The sequence below is a fragment of the Porphyrobacter sp. YT40 genome, assembly GCF_006542605.1.
In the GTDB taxonomy this organism is placed as follows: Bacteria; Pseudomonadota; Alphaproteobacteria; order Sphingomonadales; family Sphingomonadaceae; genus Erythrobacter.
In genome coordinates, this window is record NZ_CP041222.1 from 3,135,116 (window position 1) to 3,152,016 (window position 16,901).

General features: G+C 65.9%; 16 protein-coding genes. 6 read left to right on the forward strand and 10 right to left on the reverse strand.

All coding sequences use genetic code 11. The annotated features are described in order from the left end of the window. Positions 1–33: 33 nt before the first annotated feature. Entirely contained in the window at positions 34–2,277 is a 2,244-nt protein-coding gene (locus tag E2E27_RS14770) for a TonB-dependent receptor (RefSeq protein WP_141460390.1), read from the reverse strand. 312 nt (positions 2,278–2,589) lie between these two features. Between E2E27_RS14770 and purS the strand changes: the two genes are divergently transcribed. Both purS and purQ read left to right on the forward strand, forming a co-directional pair. After that, complete coding sequence (gene purS, locus E2E27_RS14775) at positions 2,590–2,823, forward strand: phosphoribosylformylglycinamidine synthase subunit PurS (protein ID WP_141460392.1); 234 nt, start codon at positions 2,590–2,592, stop codon at positions 2,821–2,823. Next, the gene (gene purQ / locus E2E27_RS14780; RefSeq protein ID WP_141460394.1) at positions 2,823–3,512 is read left to right on the forward strand and encodes a phosphoribosylformylglycinamidine synthase subunit PurQ; all 690 of its coding nucleotides are present in this window, start codon (positions 2,823–2,825) and stop codon (positions 3,510–3,512) included. The genes purS and purQ overlap by 1 nt, the downstream gene beginning before the upstream one ends. Positions 3,513–3,524: 12 nt before the next feature. On the opposite strand, the gene E2E27_RS14785 is transcribed toward purQ, so the two are convergent. Together E2E27_RS14785 and glmS are read right to left on the reverse strand one after the other, a co-directional pair. Continuing rightward, the gene (locus E2E27_RS14785) at positions 3,525–5,879 is read right to left on the reverse strand and encodes a putative bifunctional diguanylate cyclase/phosphodiesterase (RefSeq protein WP_234036077.1); all 2,355 of its coding nucleotides are present in this window, start codon (positions 5,877–5,879) and stop codon (positions 3,525–3,527) included. Positions 5,880–5,949: 70 nt separating this feature from the next. Further along, positions 5,950–7,785, reverse strand: a complete 1,836-nt coding sequence (gene glmS / locus E2E27_RS14790; protein ID WP_141460396.1) for a glutamine--fructose-6-phosphate transaminase (isomerizing) — start codon at positions 7,783–7,785, stop codon at positions 5,950–5,952. A gap of 197 nt (positions 7,786–7,982) precedes the next feature. Here glmS and E2E27_RS14795 point away from each other — a divergent pair, with 197 nt between their 5' ends. Then, positions 7,983–9,506 carry a TadA family conjugal transfer-associated ATPase gene (locus E2E27_RS14795; RefSeq protein ID WP_141460398.1) on the forward strand — a complete coding sequence of 508 codons (1,524 nt, stop codon included), beginning with the start codon at positions 7,983–7,985 and terminating at the stop codon, positions 9,504–9,506. 109 nt (positions 9,507–9,615) lie between these two features. Here E2E27_RS14795 and E2E27_RS14800 read toward each other — a convergent pair whose 3' ends face one another. Then, positions 9,616–9,858: a hypothetical protein gene (locus E2E27_RS14800; RefSeq protein WP_141460400.1), complete on the reverse strand. Its 243-nt coding sequence runs from the start codon at positions 9,856–9,858 to the stop codon at positions 9,616–9,618. A gap of 65 nt (positions 9,859–9,923) precedes the next feature. On the opposite strand from E2E27_RS14800, the gene E2E27_RS14805 reads away from it, so the two are divergent. From E2E27_RS14805 to E2E27_RS14815, 3 genes are all read left to right on the forward strand, one after another. Next, a complete protein-coding gene (locus E2E27_RS14805) occupies positions 9,924–10,835 on the forward strand; it encodes a DMT family transporter (protein WP_141460402.1) in 912 nt (303 codons plus the stop codon). A 62-nt stretch (positions 10,836–10,897) separates the two neighbouring features. Continuing rightward, complete coding sequence (locus E2E27_RS14810; RefSeq protein ID WP_502705520.1) at positions 10,898–11,029, forward strand: hypothetical protein; 132 nt, start codon at positions 10,898–10,900, stop codon at positions 11,027–11,029. A 100-nt stretch (positions 11,030–11,129) separates the two neighbouring features. Beyond that, positions 11,130–11,261, forward strand: a complete 132-nt coding sequence (locus E2E27_RS14815) for an Entericidin EcnA/B family protein (RefSeq protein WP_141460404.1) — start codon at positions 11,130–11,132, stop codon at positions 11,259–11,261. A 3-nt stretch (positions 11,262–11,264) separates the two neighbouring features. Here E2E27_RS14815 and E2E27_RS14820 read toward each other — a convergent pair whose 3' ends face one another. The 6 genes from E2E27_RS14820 to E2E27_RS14845 all read right to left on the reverse strand — a co-directional run bounded on the left by E2E27_RS14820 (position 11,265) and on the right by E2E27_RS14845 (position 16,815). Continuing rightward, positions 11,265–11,864: a DUF938 domain-containing protein gene (locus E2E27_RS14820; RefSeq protein ID WP_141460406.1), complete on the reverse strand. Its 600-nt coding sequence runs from the start codon at positions 11,862–11,864 to the stop codon at positions 11,265–11,267. Then, complete coding sequence (locus tag E2E27_RS14825) at positions 11,861–13,426, reverse strand: long-chain-fatty-acid--CoA ligase (RefSeq protein ID WP_141460408.1); 1,566 nt, start codon at positions 13,424–13,426, stop codon at positions 11,861–11,863. The genes E2E27_RS14820 and E2E27_RS14825 overlap by 4 nt, the downstream gene beginning before the upstream one ends. Positions 13,427–13,512: 86 nt before the next feature. Beyond that, positions 13,513–13,965, reverse strand: coding sequence for an ABA4-like family protein (locus E2E27_RS14830; protein WP_353653623.1), 453 nt, complete (start codon positions 13,963–13,965; stop codon positions 13,513–13,515). After that, on the reverse strand, positions 13,962–14,684 hold the full coding sequence (locus E2E27_RS14835) for an NAD(P)H-binding protein (protein WP_141460410.1): 723 nt from the start codon (positions 14,682–14,684) through the stop codon (positions 13,962–13,964). The genes E2E27_RS14830 and E2E27_RS14835 overlap by 4 nt, the downstream gene beginning before the upstream one ends. Next, positions 14,677–15,840 carry a deoxyguanosinetriphosphate triphosphohydrolase gene (locus tag E2E27_RS14840; RefSeq protein WP_141460412.1) on the reverse strand — a complete coding sequence of 388 codons (1,164 nt, stop codon included), beginning with the start codon at positions 15,838–15,840 and terminating at the stop codon, positions 14,677–14,679. Before E2E27_RS14840 ends, E2E27_RS14835 begins: the two co-directional genes overlap by 8 nt. A 297-nt stretch (positions 15,841–16,137) precedes the next feature. Beyond that, on the reverse strand, positions 16,138–16,815 hold the full coding sequence (locus E2E27_RS14845; protein WP_234036078.1) for an aspartate/glutamate racemase family protein: 678 nt from the start codon (positions 16,813–16,815) through the stop codon (positions 16,138–16,140). Positions 16,816–16,901 lie beyond the last annotated feature (86 nt).

The following is a 16,901-nucleotide window of genomic DNA, read 5'->3' on the forward strand; positions in this document are numbered from 1 at the left end:
TTTGCGGTGCGCCCCATGAGAGGGCGCATAGCCTCAGTACTTGACGCTGATCATCGCGCCGATGATGCGCGGGTCGTTGACGAAAGCGGTGTTATTGTTGAAGTCGATCACGCCGAGCACATTGTCTTCATTGGTAATGTTGCGCGCAAAGGCGGCGACTTCCCACTGGCCGTCATCCCCCGCATAGCCGATCTTCAGGCCACCCTCGATCCGGCTGCCGGCGTTGAATTCGGCGCTTTCGTAGAGCAGGAAGTTGGTCTCGCCGAGGTACGTCCAGTCGGTGAAGATGAAGAACTCGCCCGAATTGCCCACCGGGATGCCGTAACGGGCGGTGAAATCGCCGCTCCATTCGGGCGCGTTGGGGAAGGGGTTGCCGTCGATGAAGGCGCGGCGGGTGCCCGCGATCTCACGGGTCGGATCGGTCACCGTGCACTGCGCGCAGATGCCGACCGCGAGATTCCCGTCGATGATCTCGGTGTTGTTGTAGGCCACGCCCAGCGTCACCAGAAATTCGGGGCTGATCTGGAACGCGCCGTCGACTTCGACGCCCCAGCCCTCGCCCTTGTTAGCGTTGATAAGCTGCACGAGGTTCCCGGCGCCGCCCACGGCGGTGAACTGCGGGTCTTCGACGGTGTAGTAATAGGCCGCGCCGTTCAGCCGCACGCGGCGATCGGCGAACTCGCTCTTGAAGCCGACTTCGTAGGACGTGATGTTCTCCGACTGGGCGACCGAGGGCGGAGCGAAGAAGGCGACGTCGCGGCCCTGAATGGTCGGCCCGCGGAACGAATTGGCGACCTTGGCATAGACGCTGGCATCGTCCGAGACATCGGCAAAGAGGCTGATGTCCCAATCGAACTGCTCGTCACCCACGCTCACCGGCTGCGGCGCCGCGCCCGAGCGGACGAAGAACGCCTTGTCGTCCTCGGTGTAGCGCAGGCCCCCGGTGACGCGCAGGCTCTCGGTCAGCTGATAGCCGACCTGACCGAACAGCGCCCAGGCTTCGTTGGTGTGGTTGACGGTGACCGGCGGCGGGAAGGTGAAGCCGACCGTGGTGACATCGAAATCGCTTTCGAAGTAGAAGCCACCGACCTGCCAGCTCAAGGGCCCGCTGCCGTTCGAGGCGAGGCGCACTTCCTGCGTGGTCTGCTTCAGGTCGATCGAATCCTGCGTGTCCGAGGGGAACGGGATGAAGCCCGGCCCGGTCACGAGGTTGCCGCCGTCGATATCGCCGCGGCTGGAGCCTTCGCTGGTCCAGTGGCTGGTGATCGAGGTCAGGGTCGCGCCATCGAATTCATAGGCCGCGGTCAGCGTCGCGCCGAACTGCTGATAATCGGCCACGTTGCCGCCGCCGGCGTCGTAGAACACCCGGTCGCGATCGTAATTTTCGTTGAGCTTGTTGGTGTTGTTCGGCTGGTTCGCGCTCGGCCCCAGCACGTTGGCGCGGAAGAAGGTCGAGGAACCGGCGAGGTCGCGGAAATTGACCGCTGCAAGGATGCTCGCCCGCTCGCCCGGCGTGAACAGCAGCTGCGCGCGGGTGGCGAAGTCGGTGTAGCCGCCCAGAACGTTGTCCTGCCCGGTGAAGCCATTGTCGATCCAGTCGCCGCGCGTCTGGAGCTGGGCGGCAACGCGGAAGGCCAGCACGTCTTCGGCAATCGACCCGCCGACCGCACCGTTGAGCGACACGGTGTCGAGGCTGGCGAAGGACAGGGAGGCGGCGACCGAGGTATCGTGGCTCGGCTTGACCGAATCCACCTTGACGATGCCCGCCGGGGTGTTGCGCCCGAACAGCGTGCCCTGCGGCCCGCGCAGCACTTCGACACGCTGGACGTCGAAGATCGGGAAGCTCTTGAGGGTCACGTTCTCAAGCACCACGTCATCGAGCAGCACCGAGACCGGCTGCGAAGCGGCAAGATCGAAATCGGTGTTGCCGAGACCGCGGATATAGAAGCGCGGGGCGACGCGGCCGTTCGAGCTTTCGACATTGAGGCCCGGCGCGGTGCCCGCCAGCGCGGTGATGTCGCCCGCGCCGCTGAAGATCGCGGAGACGCGATCGGCGTCCAGAATGTCGGCCGACACGGCGACATCCTGAAGGTTTTCCTCGCGCCGGTTGGCGGTGACGATGATGGTCGCAAGCTGACCATCGGGCGCTTCGGCAGTCGCTTCGGCGGCAGCCTCGGCATCCTGTGCGGCAGCAGGTGCGGCAAGCCCGAAGGCGGCGGCGGCGAGCACGGTGGAACCGGCCCAGATGGCACGAATGGCGGAGAAACGATTCGACATCGGACAACCCCCTGATTGTGGCGGATGGAGAGTGGGTGGGCCGGGCCGTGACATTTTCACGCGATTCGCGCGAGGCGGCAGGCTTCGAAGGTTGCGCGAAAGCGGCACTCGAGCGGCGTTCTTGTGGCGGTTGTTGCAACAAGGTTACAATCGCGCTGCGCTTGCGACCCGATTGTGACAAACGGGCACAACAGGCCGCCCACCGCGTAACCGCCACGCGGCGGTGCAGATTGCGCATCAGCGCGATTGCACCCGCCCGCCGGAGCGCTATAGCGGCCCCCAACACAGCCCCACGAACAGGAGCCTCCCGCGATGCAAGTGCGCGTCCTTGTCCGATTGAAGCCCGGCGTGCTCGACCCTCAGGGCCGCGCGGTGCACCACGCGCTCGAAGGGATGGGCTTCGAAGGGGTCGGCGATGTCCGCATCGGCCGCTTGATCGAGCTCGATCTCGCCGACGGCACCGATCACGACACGATCAAGGCGATGTGCGAAAAGCTGCTCGCCAACACCGTGATCGAAAGCTTCACCATTGAGAGCGCCGAGTGATGGCGTTCCGGGCGGCGGTCATCACCTTCCCCGGCTCCAATTGCGACCGGGACATGGCAACGGCGCTGGAAGCGGTGTCGGGCGTGCCTGCGATCCGGGCGTGGCACGGCGATGCCGAGCTGCCCGAGCGGCTCGACCTGATCGCCCTGCCCGGCGGCTTTTCCTATGGCGACTATCTGCGTTCGGGCGCGATGGCGGCCACCAGCCCGATCATGCGCGCGGTCGTCGCGGCGGCGGAGCGCGGGGTGCCGGTGCTGGGCGTGTGCAACGGCTTTCAGGTGCTGACCGAGGCCCGGCTGCTCCCCGGCGCGCTGCTGCGCAACGCCGGTCAGCGCTTCGTGTGCAAGACCGTGGCGCTCACCGTCGAAGGCACCGCCTCGCCCTTCATGGCCGGTTATACGGCGGGTGAGACGATCCGTATCCCGGTGGCGCATCACGATGGCAACTACTTCGCCGACGCCGACACGCTCGACCGGCTCGAAGGCGAAGGCCGCGTGGCCTTCCGCTATGCCGAAGCCTGCAACGGCTCGGCACGTGACATCGCCGGAGTGCTGTCTGCCAATGGCCGCGTGCTGGGCATGATGCCCCACCCCGAACGCGCGATCGAACCGGCGGCGGTTACCGCGCTGGGCGGCGAGGACGGGCGGCGGCTGTTTGCGGGCTTCCTCGAAAGCCTCGCCACCGCCTGATCCGGTTGCGGCTCAGGCGCGGCGTTCGTGCGGCAGCACGAAGAGACGGCGCGCGTCCTCGGCGGTCATCGGTCGGCCAAAGTAGTATCCCTGGATCTTGTCGCAGCCAAGATTGCGGATCAGCTCGGATTCCTCGACCGTCTCGACGCCTTCGGCGGTGGTTGTCATTTTCAGACTCTTGGCCATCGCCACCACCGCATTGATGATGGCAAGGCTTTCGGCACTGCCCTGCGCTGCGCCCTGCACGAAGGTGCGATCGACCTTGATGGTCGAGAAGCGCAGCTTGCGCAGATAGCCGAGCGAGGAATAGCCGGTGCCGAAATCGTCGAGCGCCACCGAACAGCCCAGCGCCATCACCTGCTCCAGCGCATTGCGCGCCACGCTGGCATCGCGCAGGAAGATGCTTTCGGTCACTTCGATCTCGAGCCGTTCGGGTTTCAGCCCGGTCGCTGCCAGAGCCTCCAGCACCTCGCCGTGGAAGCCCGGTTCCAGCAGCTGTTCGGGCGAGACGTTGACGTTGACCTTGACGTGATCGGGCCAGTAGCGCGCTTCCTCGCAGGCGCGGCGCATCACCCATTGGCCGATCGGCACGATCAGGCGAGTATCTTCGGCCAGCGGGATGAACTTGCCGGGGCTGACGAAGCCATGTTCGGCACTGTTCCAGCGCACCAGCGCCTCGAAACTGACCACGCTCTCAGAATGGGCATCCACCACGGGCTGGTAATGCAGCACCATTTCGTTGCGCCCCAGAGCCTTGCGCAGCGCCACTTCGAGCTGGCGGCGTTCCTCGGCGGAGGCATGGAGCGCGGGCTCGAACCGGCAATGCTCGCCCCCGCCGTCATCCTTGGCGCGGTAAAGCGCAAGGTCGGCATTGCGCATCAGCTCTTCCACCGAATTGCCGTCGCGCGGGCCTTCGGCCGAGCCGACGCTGGCGCCGACATACAGCGTGTGGTGATCGACCAGATAGGGCTCGGACAAGCGCTCGATCACCCGCTTTGCCAGCTGGCCGATCGACCCCGGCGCGCTGGCATCGCGCACCACGATCGCGAATTCGTCACCGCCCAGTCGCCCGCACAGTTCGTTTTCGCCCATCAGCGATTGCAGCCGTGCGGACACCTGCGCGAGCAGCTTGTCGCCGGTCATGTGGCCGAGCGAATCGTTCACCGACTTAAAGCGGTCGAGATCGACCATCAGCAGCGCGCAGCGGGTGCGCCACTGGCTTGCATAGGCCAGCGCCTCGCCCAGCGCCTCGGTCAGTTGCAGGCGATTGGGCAATTGCGTGAGCGTGTCGAAGCGTGCGAGGTAGGCGATCTTCTCCGAGGAATTGCGCTGCTCGGTGACATCCGATCCCACCCCGCGAAAGCCGGTGAAGCGGCCCTGCTCGTCGCGCATCGGCGTGCCCGAAAGCTCCCACCAGCGCTCGGCACCGTGGATCGAGACCTGCACAAGCATGTTCGAGAAATTCTCGCGGTTCTTGAGCCGCTCGGCCAGATCGTGGAGGCTCGGCGGAAACTGCCCGGTGTCCCAACCGCGCCCGGCGATCATCTCCAGTAGCGGCTTGCCTTCGGTGTCCTCCTGCGACCGGCCGAGCGCGAAGGCGAAGCGAGGGCTGACAGCGCGCAGCCGCCGGGCGGGATCGATTTCCCAAAGCCAGTCGGCTTCGTTCTCCTCGAACTCGCGCAGCAACAGCGAGACCACCTCTTCCTTCTCGCTCACCGTCGCCTCGGCGATCCGAACCTTGAGGAAAATGGTGCGCACCTGGATAATGCCGACCAGACTGGCGATGGTGAACAGGATCGTCGCGCAGGCCGCATGCCAGGCGCCCTGGGTCGCCAGACTGGCCGACGCCCCGAGTCCCATGATCGCGTTGTAGATCACAACACTGAGCGGCGCGGTCGAAAAGACGAAGGTGGAGCACATCATCAGCACCAGCACCACCAGCAGCATGGTGGTCTGCTGCGCCCCGTCCGCGAGCCACGGGAAGAGGATCAGGGCCACCAGCCAGCACACCGCCGCCGCCACCGCGTTGAGATGCTGGGCACGCTCATGCGCGCCGCCGCCCGGTCTCTGGCGGGGTTCGACCAGCAGCATATCGGTCTGTCGGGTATTGTAGAGCACGAAGCCGAGCACACCGGCCCAGGGCGTCACGATCAGCAACCCGATCAACGGGGCGAACACCGATACGGCGAACATCGCTACCAGCGCGTTGGCAAACAGCCGGTAGCGGCTGATCCGCGCGAGTTCCGCAAACTCGACCCCCCGCAACCGCGTCGGGTCGAAAGCCGGATTGCGCGACAATCCAAGCACATCGGCGATTGCCAGTTCAGCCGGAGCGGATGCCGGAAGGGAGGAATTATGTTCGACCACGTCCGGGCGATAGCGACCAAACGTTAGATTGGAGTAAAGTCTCCGGCCCGATATTTGAACGTTGGCAAGCCTATTCGACGGTCACCGACTTGGCGAGGTTGCGCGGCTGATCGACATCGGTGCCCTTCACCACGGCCACGTGATAGGCCAGCAATTGCACCGGCACGGCATAGACCAGCGGCACGATCAACGGGTGAACCACGGGCATCTCGATCGTCGCGATGCAGCCCTCACCCGCCTCGGCAATGCCTTGCGCATCGGAAATCAGCACCACCTGGCCCCCTCGGGCGCGCACTTCTTCCATGTTGGAGACGGTCTTTTCGAACAAGGGCCCCGAAGGCGCGATCACCACCACCGGCACGGCATCGTCGATCAGCGCGATCGGCCCGTGCTTCATCTCGCCCGCAGCATAGCCTTCGGCATGGATGTAGCTGATTTCTTTGAGCTTCAGTGCGCCTTCCAGCGCCAGCGGATAGTCCTGCCCGCGCCCCAGATAGAGCACGTCGCGCGCCGGCGCGATCAGCGGCGCCATCGCGGCGATGTTCTCGTCATGCGCGAGCGCAGCGTTGAGCGCAGCGGGCGCTTCAAGCAGGTGGCGCACGATCTCGGCCTCCTGCTCGCGGGTCAGCCGGCCCTTCTTCACCGCCATGTGCGCGGCGAGTGCGGCCAGTACGGCCAGCTGGCAGGTGAACGCCTTGGTCGAGGCGACGCCGATTTCCGGCCCTGCGTGCGTGGGCAGCAGCAGATCGGCCTCGCGCGCCATCGAGCTGGTCGGCACGTTGACGACCACGCCGATGGTCTGCCCGTTCGCCCGGCAATGGCGCAAGGCCGCCAGCGTATCCGCCGTCTCGCCGCTCTGCGAGATGAACAGCGCCAGGCCGCCCTCTTCCAGCACCGGGTTGCGATAGCGGAATTCGGACGCGACATCGATGTCGACCGGCACGCGCGCGAATTGTTCGAACCAATATTTCGCCACCATCCCGGCATAGAAAGATGTGCCGCAGGCGACGATCGTCAGGCGGCGGATGCTCGACAGGTCGAAATCGATCTGCGGCAGCGCCACAGAGTTGTCCGAACGGCGCAGGTAGGACGCGAGCGTCTGCGCCACCACGGTGGGCTGCTCGTAGATCTCCTTCTGCATGAAGTGGCGGTAATTGCCCTTCTCCACCGCAGCGGCCGATGCGCCCGAGGCCTGAATCTCGCGGGTGACGGGCTGGCCCTCGGCATCGTAGATCTGCGCGCCATCGCGCCGCAGCACCACCCAGTCGCCTTCTTCGAGATAGGTGATGCGCTGGGTGAGCGGGGCGAGCGCCAGCGCGTCGGAGCCGAGATACATCTCGGCCCCCTCGCCTTGCGGCCCATATCCCAGCACCAGCGGCGAGCCTAACCGCGCACCGATCAGCAGATCGGGATGCGCACGGAAGGCGATGGCGAGCGCAAAGGCCCCGCGCAGCCGCGGCAGCACGGCGCGCACCGCGTCCTCGGGCGTGGCCCCGGCCTCGACCTCGGCGGAAATCAGGTGCGCGACCACCTCGCTGTCGGTCTCGCTCTCGAATGTCCGGCCCCTGGCGGCGAGTTCGGCGCGCAGTTCCTTGAAGTTTTCGATGATCCCGTTGTGGACGATCGCGACTTCGGCGGTGGCGTGGGGGTGGGCATTGGCGGCCGTCGGCGCGCCGTGGGTCGCCCAGCGGGTGTGCGCGATGCCGACATCGCCCGGCGCTGGGTCCTGCGCCAGCACATTCACCAGATTGGCGAGCCGCCCTTCCGCCCGCCGCCGCACCAGCGCGCCATCGTGGAGCGTGCAGATCCCGGCGCTGTCATAGCCGCGATATTCCATCCGCCTGAGGCCATCCACCAGCCGGTCGGCGACGTTGCCCTGCCCCACGATACCGATAATGCCGCACATCCGCCCGTGCCTTCCTTCACTGTAATCTGCGCCGCTCTAACCGTGCATTGGTGAACAACAAGCCCAATCGGCGCCTGGCCGAACGGGCTTAGGAAAAAAACAACCTTTCCTTTCTATTCACCATTGTTCGAGACGCACCGTTCGCCTGTTTCGGGCGAGGTGCGCAAGGTTTCAGGCTAGAGCCTCGGGGGCTGGGAATGAGCGCATTCGGCAAAAAGGGCAATGTCGGCGGGTTGAAGTCGGGGGCACGTCCCGCCTTCGGCGTCGCACGCCCGATGAAGAGTGGAGCGGCAGCGCCGCGCGGCGGGGAACAATTCCCGCCGATCCCCGGCGAGCCCGAGGCCGCCCGCCCGGCGCCGGCACCCTCGCTGGCGAAGCCCGCCACGACCTCCGAAGCGATCGAGCGCCTCAACGAGCGTATGGCCGCGGTCAACTCGGGCGATTCGGAAGTCGGCGGCTTTGAAGCCAGCGTTCACAAGATCAAGGAACAGGTGCTCCCGCGCCTGCTCGAGCGGGTCGACCCCGAAGCGGCGGCGACGCTCACCAAGGAGGAGCTCTCCGAGGAATTCCGCCCGATCATCATGGAAGTGCTGGCCGAGCTGAAGGTCACGCTCAACCGGCGCGAACAGTTCGCACTGGAAAAGGTGCTGATCGACGAACTGCTCGGGTTCGGCCCGCTGGAAGAGCTGCTGAACGATCCCGACGTGTCCGATATCATGGTCAACGGGCCGGACCAGACCTATATCGAAAAGAAGGGCAAGCTTACGCTCGCCCCGATCCGCTTCCGTGACGAACAGCACCTGTTCCAGATCGCGCAGCGCATCGTCAACCAAGTCGGCCGCCGCGTCGACCAGACCACGCCGCTCGCCGACGCCCGCCTGAAGGACGGCTCGCGTGTGAACGTGATCGTGCCCCCGCTCAGCTTGCGCGGCACCGCGATCTCGATTCGTAAGTTTTCCGAAAAGCCGATCACGCTCGACATGCTGCGCGACTTCGGTTCGATGTCGGACAAGATGTGTACCGCGCTCAAGATCGCGGGCGCGTGCCGGATGAACATCGTCATCTCCGGCGGTACGGGTTCCGGTAAGACGACGATGCTCAACGCCCTGTCGAAGATGATCGACCCGGGCGAGCGCGTGCTGACGATCGAAGACGCGGCGGAACTTCGCCTGCAGCAGCCGCACTGGCTGCCGCTCGAAACCCGTCCGCCGAACCTCGAAGGCCAGGGCGCGATCACCATCGGCGACCTCGTGAAGAACGCCCTGCGTATGCGTCCTGACCGCATCATTCTGGGGGAAATTCGCGGCGCGGAGTGTTTCGACCTTCTCGCGGCGATGAACACCGGTCACGACGGCTCGATGTGTACGCTCCACGCCAACTCGCCGCGTGAATGCCTTGGCCGTATGGAAAACATGATCCTGATGGGCGATATCAAGATCCCGAAGGAAGCCATCAGCCGCCAGATCGCCGAATCGGTCGACCTGATCGTGCAGGTGAAGCGTCTGCGCGACGGTTCGCGCCGCACCACCAACATCACCGAGGTGATCGGGATGGAAGGCGACGTGATCGTGACGCAGGAGCTGTTCAAGTTCGAATATCTCGACGAGACCGACGACGGGAAGATTCTCGGCGAATTCCGCTCGTCGGGCCTGCGCCCCTACACGCTAGAAAAGGCGCGGCAGTTCGGCTTCGATCAGGCGTATCTGGAGGCGTGTCTCTGACACGCCGATCCGGGCCCTCCGGCCCGGATCATTCGGCCTAACCGGCCGGCGGCCGGTCGGCCTTGCGACGCCGTGGGCGTCGTTGCGGTTGGAACGCTTTGGCGTTCGCCTACATCCCGCCGATCACCACCGGCAGGCTCATCGCGAGGCATCCGCCACCTGCGAAGGCGAGGGTCATGAACAGGCCCGTCCACGGCACCCAGCCGACCGCTTCGAGCCGCTCGAGACTGCGCCCGCGCGCGCGGCGGCGGTCCATGACGGCGGCGAAGGCCGCGAGCAGCCACAGCGCCCCGCCTGCCCAGGCCAGCTGCGCGGCATCGCTCAGCAGTTCGAATTGCGCAACAATATCCATCCCGCGCGCATATGGGGCGCACGCCCGCTTGCGCAATCCCTGCCGCTCGGCCAAGCCCTCCCGCGATGGATGGCTCGATCGCCCGCCCCCGGCCCCTGCTCGCGCTCGGCGTCCGCCTGCTCGCCGCCTTTGCGCTGGCGACGATGGGCATGCTGGTGAAGCTGGCGGGGGAACGCGGTGCGCACCTGATCGAGCTGATCTTCTGGCGGCAATTGCTGACGATGGTCTTGCTGGGCGCCGGGCTGGCGCTGACAGGGCGGTGGGCCATGCTGCGGACGCAGCGATTGCCCGCCCACACCCGGCGCGCGGCGGCGGGTCTCGTCGGAATGCTGTTCACCTATGGCGCGGTGCTGCTGCTGCCGCTGGCCGAGGCGACCACGCTGGGCTTCACCGCGCCGGTCTTCGCCGTGCTGATCGCCATCGTGCTGTTCCGCGAGAAGATCGGCCCCTATCGCTGGGGCGCGGTGGCGATGGGCTTTGCCGGCGTGATCGTGGTGATGCAGCCCTTCGGTGGCTTTCACGAGGGCGTGACGCTCACCGGCGTGGCGGTGGGCCTCGTCGCGCCGTTCATGGTCGCGCTCATCAGCTTTCAGTTGCAGGATTTGAACACCACCGAGAACCCGTGGAGCATCGTCTTCTGGTTCAGCGCGCTGACCACGCCGGTGGCCGCGCTCGCCCTGCCCTTCGTTGCCGCCGCGCATGATCCGCTGACCTGGGGGCTGATCCTCGGCATGGGTCTTGTCGGCGCGGCCGCGCAGATGTTGCTGACGACCTCGCTGCGCTTCGGCTCCGCAGCGGTGATCCTGCTGATGGACTACACATCGCTGCTGTGGGCGAGCTATTATGGCTATGCCGTGTTCGACCGTGCCGCACCCGCCAGCCTGTGGCTTGGCGCACCATTGATCATCGGCGCCGGGCTGCTGATTGCCTGGCGCGAACGGCAATTGGCCCGATCCCGGGTGCATTCTGCCGAATAGTAGGGATCATATTGGCTTCAGCGGCACTTGCGGGTCTCGGTTCAACTCACTGGAGACCCGCCATGATCAATCGTAAGCTGCTTCTCGCCTTCGCCGTCGGTGCCGTGACCCTCACCGCTTCGGCGTGCAACACCGTCGAAGGCGCGGGCGAAGACCTGCAATCGGCTTCGCGCACCGTCGAAAAGGAAATCTGACCGGGCGCGGCGGTAGCGAATTGCTTCACGTTCCTGTCAGGAATATTTTTGCAGGTTCATGCGTTGAGTTCCCGTTCCTGCTGAAAAAGGATGCAGCACGATGATTCGCAATGTTCTTACCGCCGCCGCCCTCGCCGCGCTTTCGCTGACTGCCACCGCCTGCAACACGGTCGATGGCCTTGGCGATGACATCAAGTCGGTGGGTCAGGCCGGCAAACGCGCGATCGACTGATTTTTACCTGTAAATCAGGATAATGTTATTGGCCGGAAGTGCGTAACGCGCGCTTCTGGCCAATCCGTTTTGGGCCGCCAGCGCATCCAGTGCCTCGGCCTCACGCAGTCCCCAGCTCGGATCGCGCGCCTTGAGGCTGGCATCGAAATCGAGGTTCGAGGGCGCGGTTTCGATTCCCTGCTCGATATAGGGCCCGTAGAGGATCAGGGGCCCGCCGCTGTTGCCCAACAAACGGGCAGCCCCCCGGAAAAGGCCGAGGGTCGCCTCCCATGGGCTGATGTGCACCATGTTGATGCACACGATGGCATCCGCCTGTTCGACAGGCCAACTGTCAGGCTCGGCCGCATCGAGCAGCAGCGGCGCGGCGAGATTGGTGCCGGGATAGTCCTCGCGATAGGCCGCGATTGAGGCCAGCGCCTCAGGCGAAGGATCGGTTGGCTGCCACGCCAGCGCGGGGAAGGCCTCGGCGAAGAACACCGCGTGCTCTCCCGTCCCTGCCGCAATTTCGAGCACCATGCCGCTCTCCGGCAGTTCGCGCGCCAGTACTGCGGCGATGGGTTCGCGGTTGCGCAGCGTGGCGGGCGCGTGCTGTTTGGCGCTCACGAGACCTGGCGCTCCCGCCCTTCCCAATAGGGGGCGCGCAACTCGCGGCGCAGGATCTTGCCGCTGGCATTGCGCGGCATCAGCGGGATGACATCGACGCTCTTGGGTGCCTTGAACGCCGCGATCCGCTCCCGCGCCCACGCGATCACGTCGGCCGCGTCGACCTCGCAGCCGGGCTTGGCGACGACGCAGGCCTTGACCTCCTCGCCCCACTTGTCGCTCGGCACGCCGATCACCGCGACCTCGGCGATGGCCGGGTGGCCGTAGATCGCGCTTTCGACCTCGGCGGGATAGACGTTCTCGCCGCCGGAGATGATCATGTCCTTAATGCGGTCCTGGATATAAACATAGCCGTCCGCGTCCATCACGCCCGCATCGCCGGTGTGGAGCCAGCCATCGGCATCGATCGTCTTGGCGGTCGCTTCCGGCAGTTTCCAGTAGCCGGAAGTGTTCGAGGGTGAGCGGATGCACACCTCGCCGATCTCGCCGCGCGGCACCTCGACATTGTCGGGCCCGCGCACTTCGATCTCCACGCCGGGCAGCGCCTTGCCTGCCGAACGCATCCGCTGGTTGCCTTCGAGGCTGTGATCCTCGGGCGGCAGGATCGAAACCGTGCCGGTGGTCTCGGTCATGCCATAGGCTTGCAGGAACTGGGTGCTGGGCATGGTGCTGACCGCCTGCTTGAGCAGTTCGAGCGGCATCGGCGCGGCGCCATAGATGAGATAGCGCAGGTTCGAAAAATCGGTGCTCGCCGCCTGCGGGTGCTGGATCACCATCTGCAAGGCAGCGGGCACAAGGAACATGTGCGTCGTCCCCGCCTCGATCGCGGCGAGGACGCCTGCGGGGGTGAACTCGGCTTCGAAGCGGCAGCGGATGCCCGCGATGATCGCGAGGTTGAAGGTGCCCGTGCCGCCGATATGGGCAATCGGCATGGCGACCATCATGCAATCGCCGCTGCGGTAATCGGTGTAATAGGTCAGCCCCGCCGCCACGCCTTCGTTGCGCAGGCGGGTGAGGTTGGCGTTGGAGAGCAGCACCCCCTTGGGATGGCCGGTGGTGCCCGACGTGTAGAGCTGAAGGACCGGATCATCCGCGCCGCAGGGGATGTAGTCCGCAGGACCGCAGCCACGCGCTTCCTCCAGCATGGCGCTGTCCACGATCAGATTGGGCGGGGCGTCAAGCTCTGCCATCGCCTTGGCCGCCAATTCCATGAAATCGGGCGTTGCCACCAGCAACCTGGCCCCGGTGTCGGCGAGGATATAGGCGATCTCGCGCGCCGCCAGCCGCCAGCCGATAGGGGCGATCACCACCCCGGCGCGGGCGCAGGCGCAATAGAGCACGCCGTAGCTGGCGGCATTCTTGCCGAGAAACGCCACCCGGTCGCCAGCGCCGATCCCGCGCGCGGCCAGCCAAGCGATGACTTGGCGCGACAGCGGCTCAAGCTCGCCGTAAGACACCGAAAGCCCGCCATCCTCGATCGCGGGCGCATCGGGCTGCACGACGGCCCAGTGGGCCAAAATTTCGTCGAGAGTCACGAATTGATGCGGCGCAATTTCGGTCATGCTGGCGTCTCTCCCCAGAGGCTTTGTGCATCCGAAGATAGCCCGCCCGCGAGCGCCGTCCACCCCCCGTTTTCAGCGAGAATCGTTCAGCGAAACCGCCCCTGTCGCCGCGCGGCGGGCTCGCGCAGGGCGAGCCAAATCCCCAATCCCAGCGGCCCGGCCAGCAACGTCGCCAGCAGGATCGGGGCCTGAACGAACCGCGAAATCCCCTTCGCATCCGCATCGCGCGCGATCCACAGGCCGACGAAGAGATCGAAGGCGAGGTAATGCGTCCAGCCGATCGTCACCCCGGCATCGCTGCCTAAGATCGCCCTCACTCCGGTGATGGTGGTGAAGTCCGCCCCGCCGCCGCCGGGGGTGTCGAACAGCCCGCTCAATACGCCGATCAATCCGCCTGCGTAGATCAGGCACAGCAGGCCGACGCCGAGATAGAGCACGCCCGAAAGCAGCGCAGGCCAGCGCGGCAAGGCGATCAGCGCGATCCATGCGATCATCGCGAGCAGGCTCACCATGCTGAACCAGGCGTTCCAGTCGATCATTCGGTCTCCTCATGCGCGGCGGCCTTGCGCCACTCGCGCGCGGCGCGGCGCATTGCCTCGTTGTCGTGGGTGAAGCGCCCGCCCGCGCGGCGCAGCGCGAGGCCGAGCGCGGCCTCGGCCACCAGCCCGGCGTCGACCGAGCGAAACCGCGCCCATGATCCCGACAGAAGCGGGTCGATCAAGGGCGCGGCGATCATCGCGGCGCGCTCGGCAAAGCGCAGGTCGTCAGGGCGCTCGCCCCGCAGCAGGCCGGGATGGAGGATGTCGAGCCGCTTGAACCCCGCGCGGCTCAACGCATTTTCGGTCTCGCCCTTGACCTGCATGTAGAAGCTCTTGGAGCGCGCATCGGCTCCGGCGGCGCTGACCAGCACCATGTTTGGCACGCCCGCCCGCCGCGCAGCCTCGGCGGTGGCGAGCACCAGATCGTGATCGACCGCGCGGAAGGCCGCCTTGTCGCCGCCGGCCTTCTTCATCGTCGTTCCCAACGCGCAGATCAGCGCGCGCGGGCGCACCGCTTCGAGCACCTCGCCCCACTTATCGGGCTCGGCCACGAACATCTCCATCCGCGCGCCGGGCGGTAGCGGCGCCTCGCGCCGGGCGATGCCGACGATCCGCACCTCGTCGCCCGCGCTGGAGAGCTCGATCACGCGGCGGCCGACGAGGCCCGTCGCCCCCACCAGCGCGACGCGCACCGGGCCTACCGGGCGCGGATCAGACATTGATCAGGCCTTCGGGCTGGAAACCATAGATGCGCGCCACCGCCTGCATAGCGAAACGGTCGCTCATCCCGGCGATGAAATCGGCGATGACGCGCGCGCGTTCGGGATCGCGGGCGGGAAGCCGCGCCTGCCAGTCATCCGGCATCAGCGTCGCATCCTGCGCATAGGCCGCAAACAGCCGCGCCACCACGTCGCGCGCCTTTTTCGCCGCGCTGATCTGTTCGGGGTGGAGATAGAGCCGTTCGTACATGAAGCTTTTCAGCCGCCGTTCCTGCGCCGCCATCGCGGGAGAGAACCCGGCCAGCTGGCGGCCCGCGGCGCGCACGTCGGCGACCGAGCCCATGCCGCGCACCTGCGCCGCGGTGTGCTCGATCACGTCATTCACCATCAATCCGATCTGGTCGCGTATCATCTCGCGCAGCAGACGCTCGCGCGGGGCATTGGGAAAGCGCTTTTCGACCGTCCGCCACTGGTCTGCGAGGAAATCGAGGGTGAGCAGGTCGTCGAGGCTCAGGAACCCGGCGCGCAACCCATCGTCGATGTCGTGATTGTCATAGGCAATATCGTCCGCCACCGCCGCCACCTGCGCTTCGAGCGAAGGCCAGGTGCCAAGATCGAGCGGGAAAACAGTGTCCAGTTCCGCCAGCGCCCAGTTCGGGGCGGCCACGGGGCCGTTGTGCTTGGCGAGCCCTTCGAGCAGATCCCAAGTGAGGTTGAGACCATCGTGCTCGGGATAGGGGCATTCGATCCGCATCACCGTGCGCAGCGCCTGCGCGTTGTGATCGAAGCCCCCGTGCCGCTCCATCGAATCGGACAGCGCCGCCTCGCCCGCATGGCCGAAGGGCGGATGGCCGAGATCGTGCGCAAGGCACAGCGCCTCGGTCAGATCCTCGTCCAGCCGTAGCGCACGGGCGATCACCCTTCCGATCTGCGCGACTTCGAGGCTGTGGGTCAGGCGGGTGCGATAGTGATCGCCGTCGGGGGCGATGAAGACCTGCGTTTTGGACTTCAGCCGCCGGAAGCTCATCGAATGGACAATCCGGTCGCGGTCGCGCTGGAACGCGCTGCGCGGGCCGCGCCGCTCGCCTGCTTCGGCGCCGCCGAATTCGCGAGGGCCGCAGGCGGCAGGATCGGCGGCATAGGGAGCGCGGGTCATCACGGCGCGAGCGATTAGGCCAGTGCGTGCACCCGCTCAACCGGAACGGGGCGAGAACACGCGAAAAAGGACGGGGGATCAATCGTTTGCATTACGAAGAATTATGGGGCCGCCTTCCGGTGATTGGGGGGGAGGAAAGCGACCCCATGGGTCCGTCGGTGCGACCCGAAGACCCGGATGATGCCAGAAACATGTCGTGACAAAATCCTCGGCGCACTTAGGGAGAGCGTTAACAAGTTGCACCCCCTGCAACCCTCCGATGCGCCAAGCCGCCCGCTCTGGCGGACGAGCCGAGGACTAATTCACGCTTTCCTGCCCAAGGATCCAGTCGGCGGCAGCCTGACAATGGATTCGGGTGCTGTCGAAAATCGGCAGGACATTGGCATCGACATCGACCACCAGATCGAGCTCGGTGCAGGCCAGCACGATCGCGCTCGCGCCTTCCTGCGCCTTGTTGGTGATGATCGTCTTCAAGGTGCGCTCGGCCTCGCGCGTGACCTTGCCGACCATCAGTTCCTCGTAGATGATCCGGTCGAGCATCGCGACATAATCGAGATTGGGCGGCAACAGGTCGATCCCGTGCGCGACGAGGCGCTTGCGGTAGAAGCTCTCGGTCATGACGTTGCGCGTGCCCAGCAGCGCCGCGCTGCTGACCCCGGCGCGCTTCATCGCGAGGCCGACATATTCGGCGATGTGCAGGATCGGAATGCCAACTGCCGCTGCTACGTCATCATACAGGCGGTGCATCGAATTGGCGCCGATGATCAGCCCCTCTGCCCCCGCCGCTTCGAGCCGCCGGGCGCTGTCGATCAGCACGCCCGCCGCGCGTTTCCAGTCGTGCTCTTCGCGCAGGGCGTAAAGCTCGCAGAAATCGAGGCTCTCGATCAGCAGCGGCGCGCTTGCCATCGGGGGACTGCGCTTTTGGACGATGCGGTTGATGCGTTCGTAATAGGTCGCGGTCGACACCCAGCTCATTCCGCCGATGATCCCGAGTTTGCGCAAAGCCGCCGCCCTTTCTCGTTTTGTGTGCACCTGCGAACGGGTTTAGGACGCACAGGTTC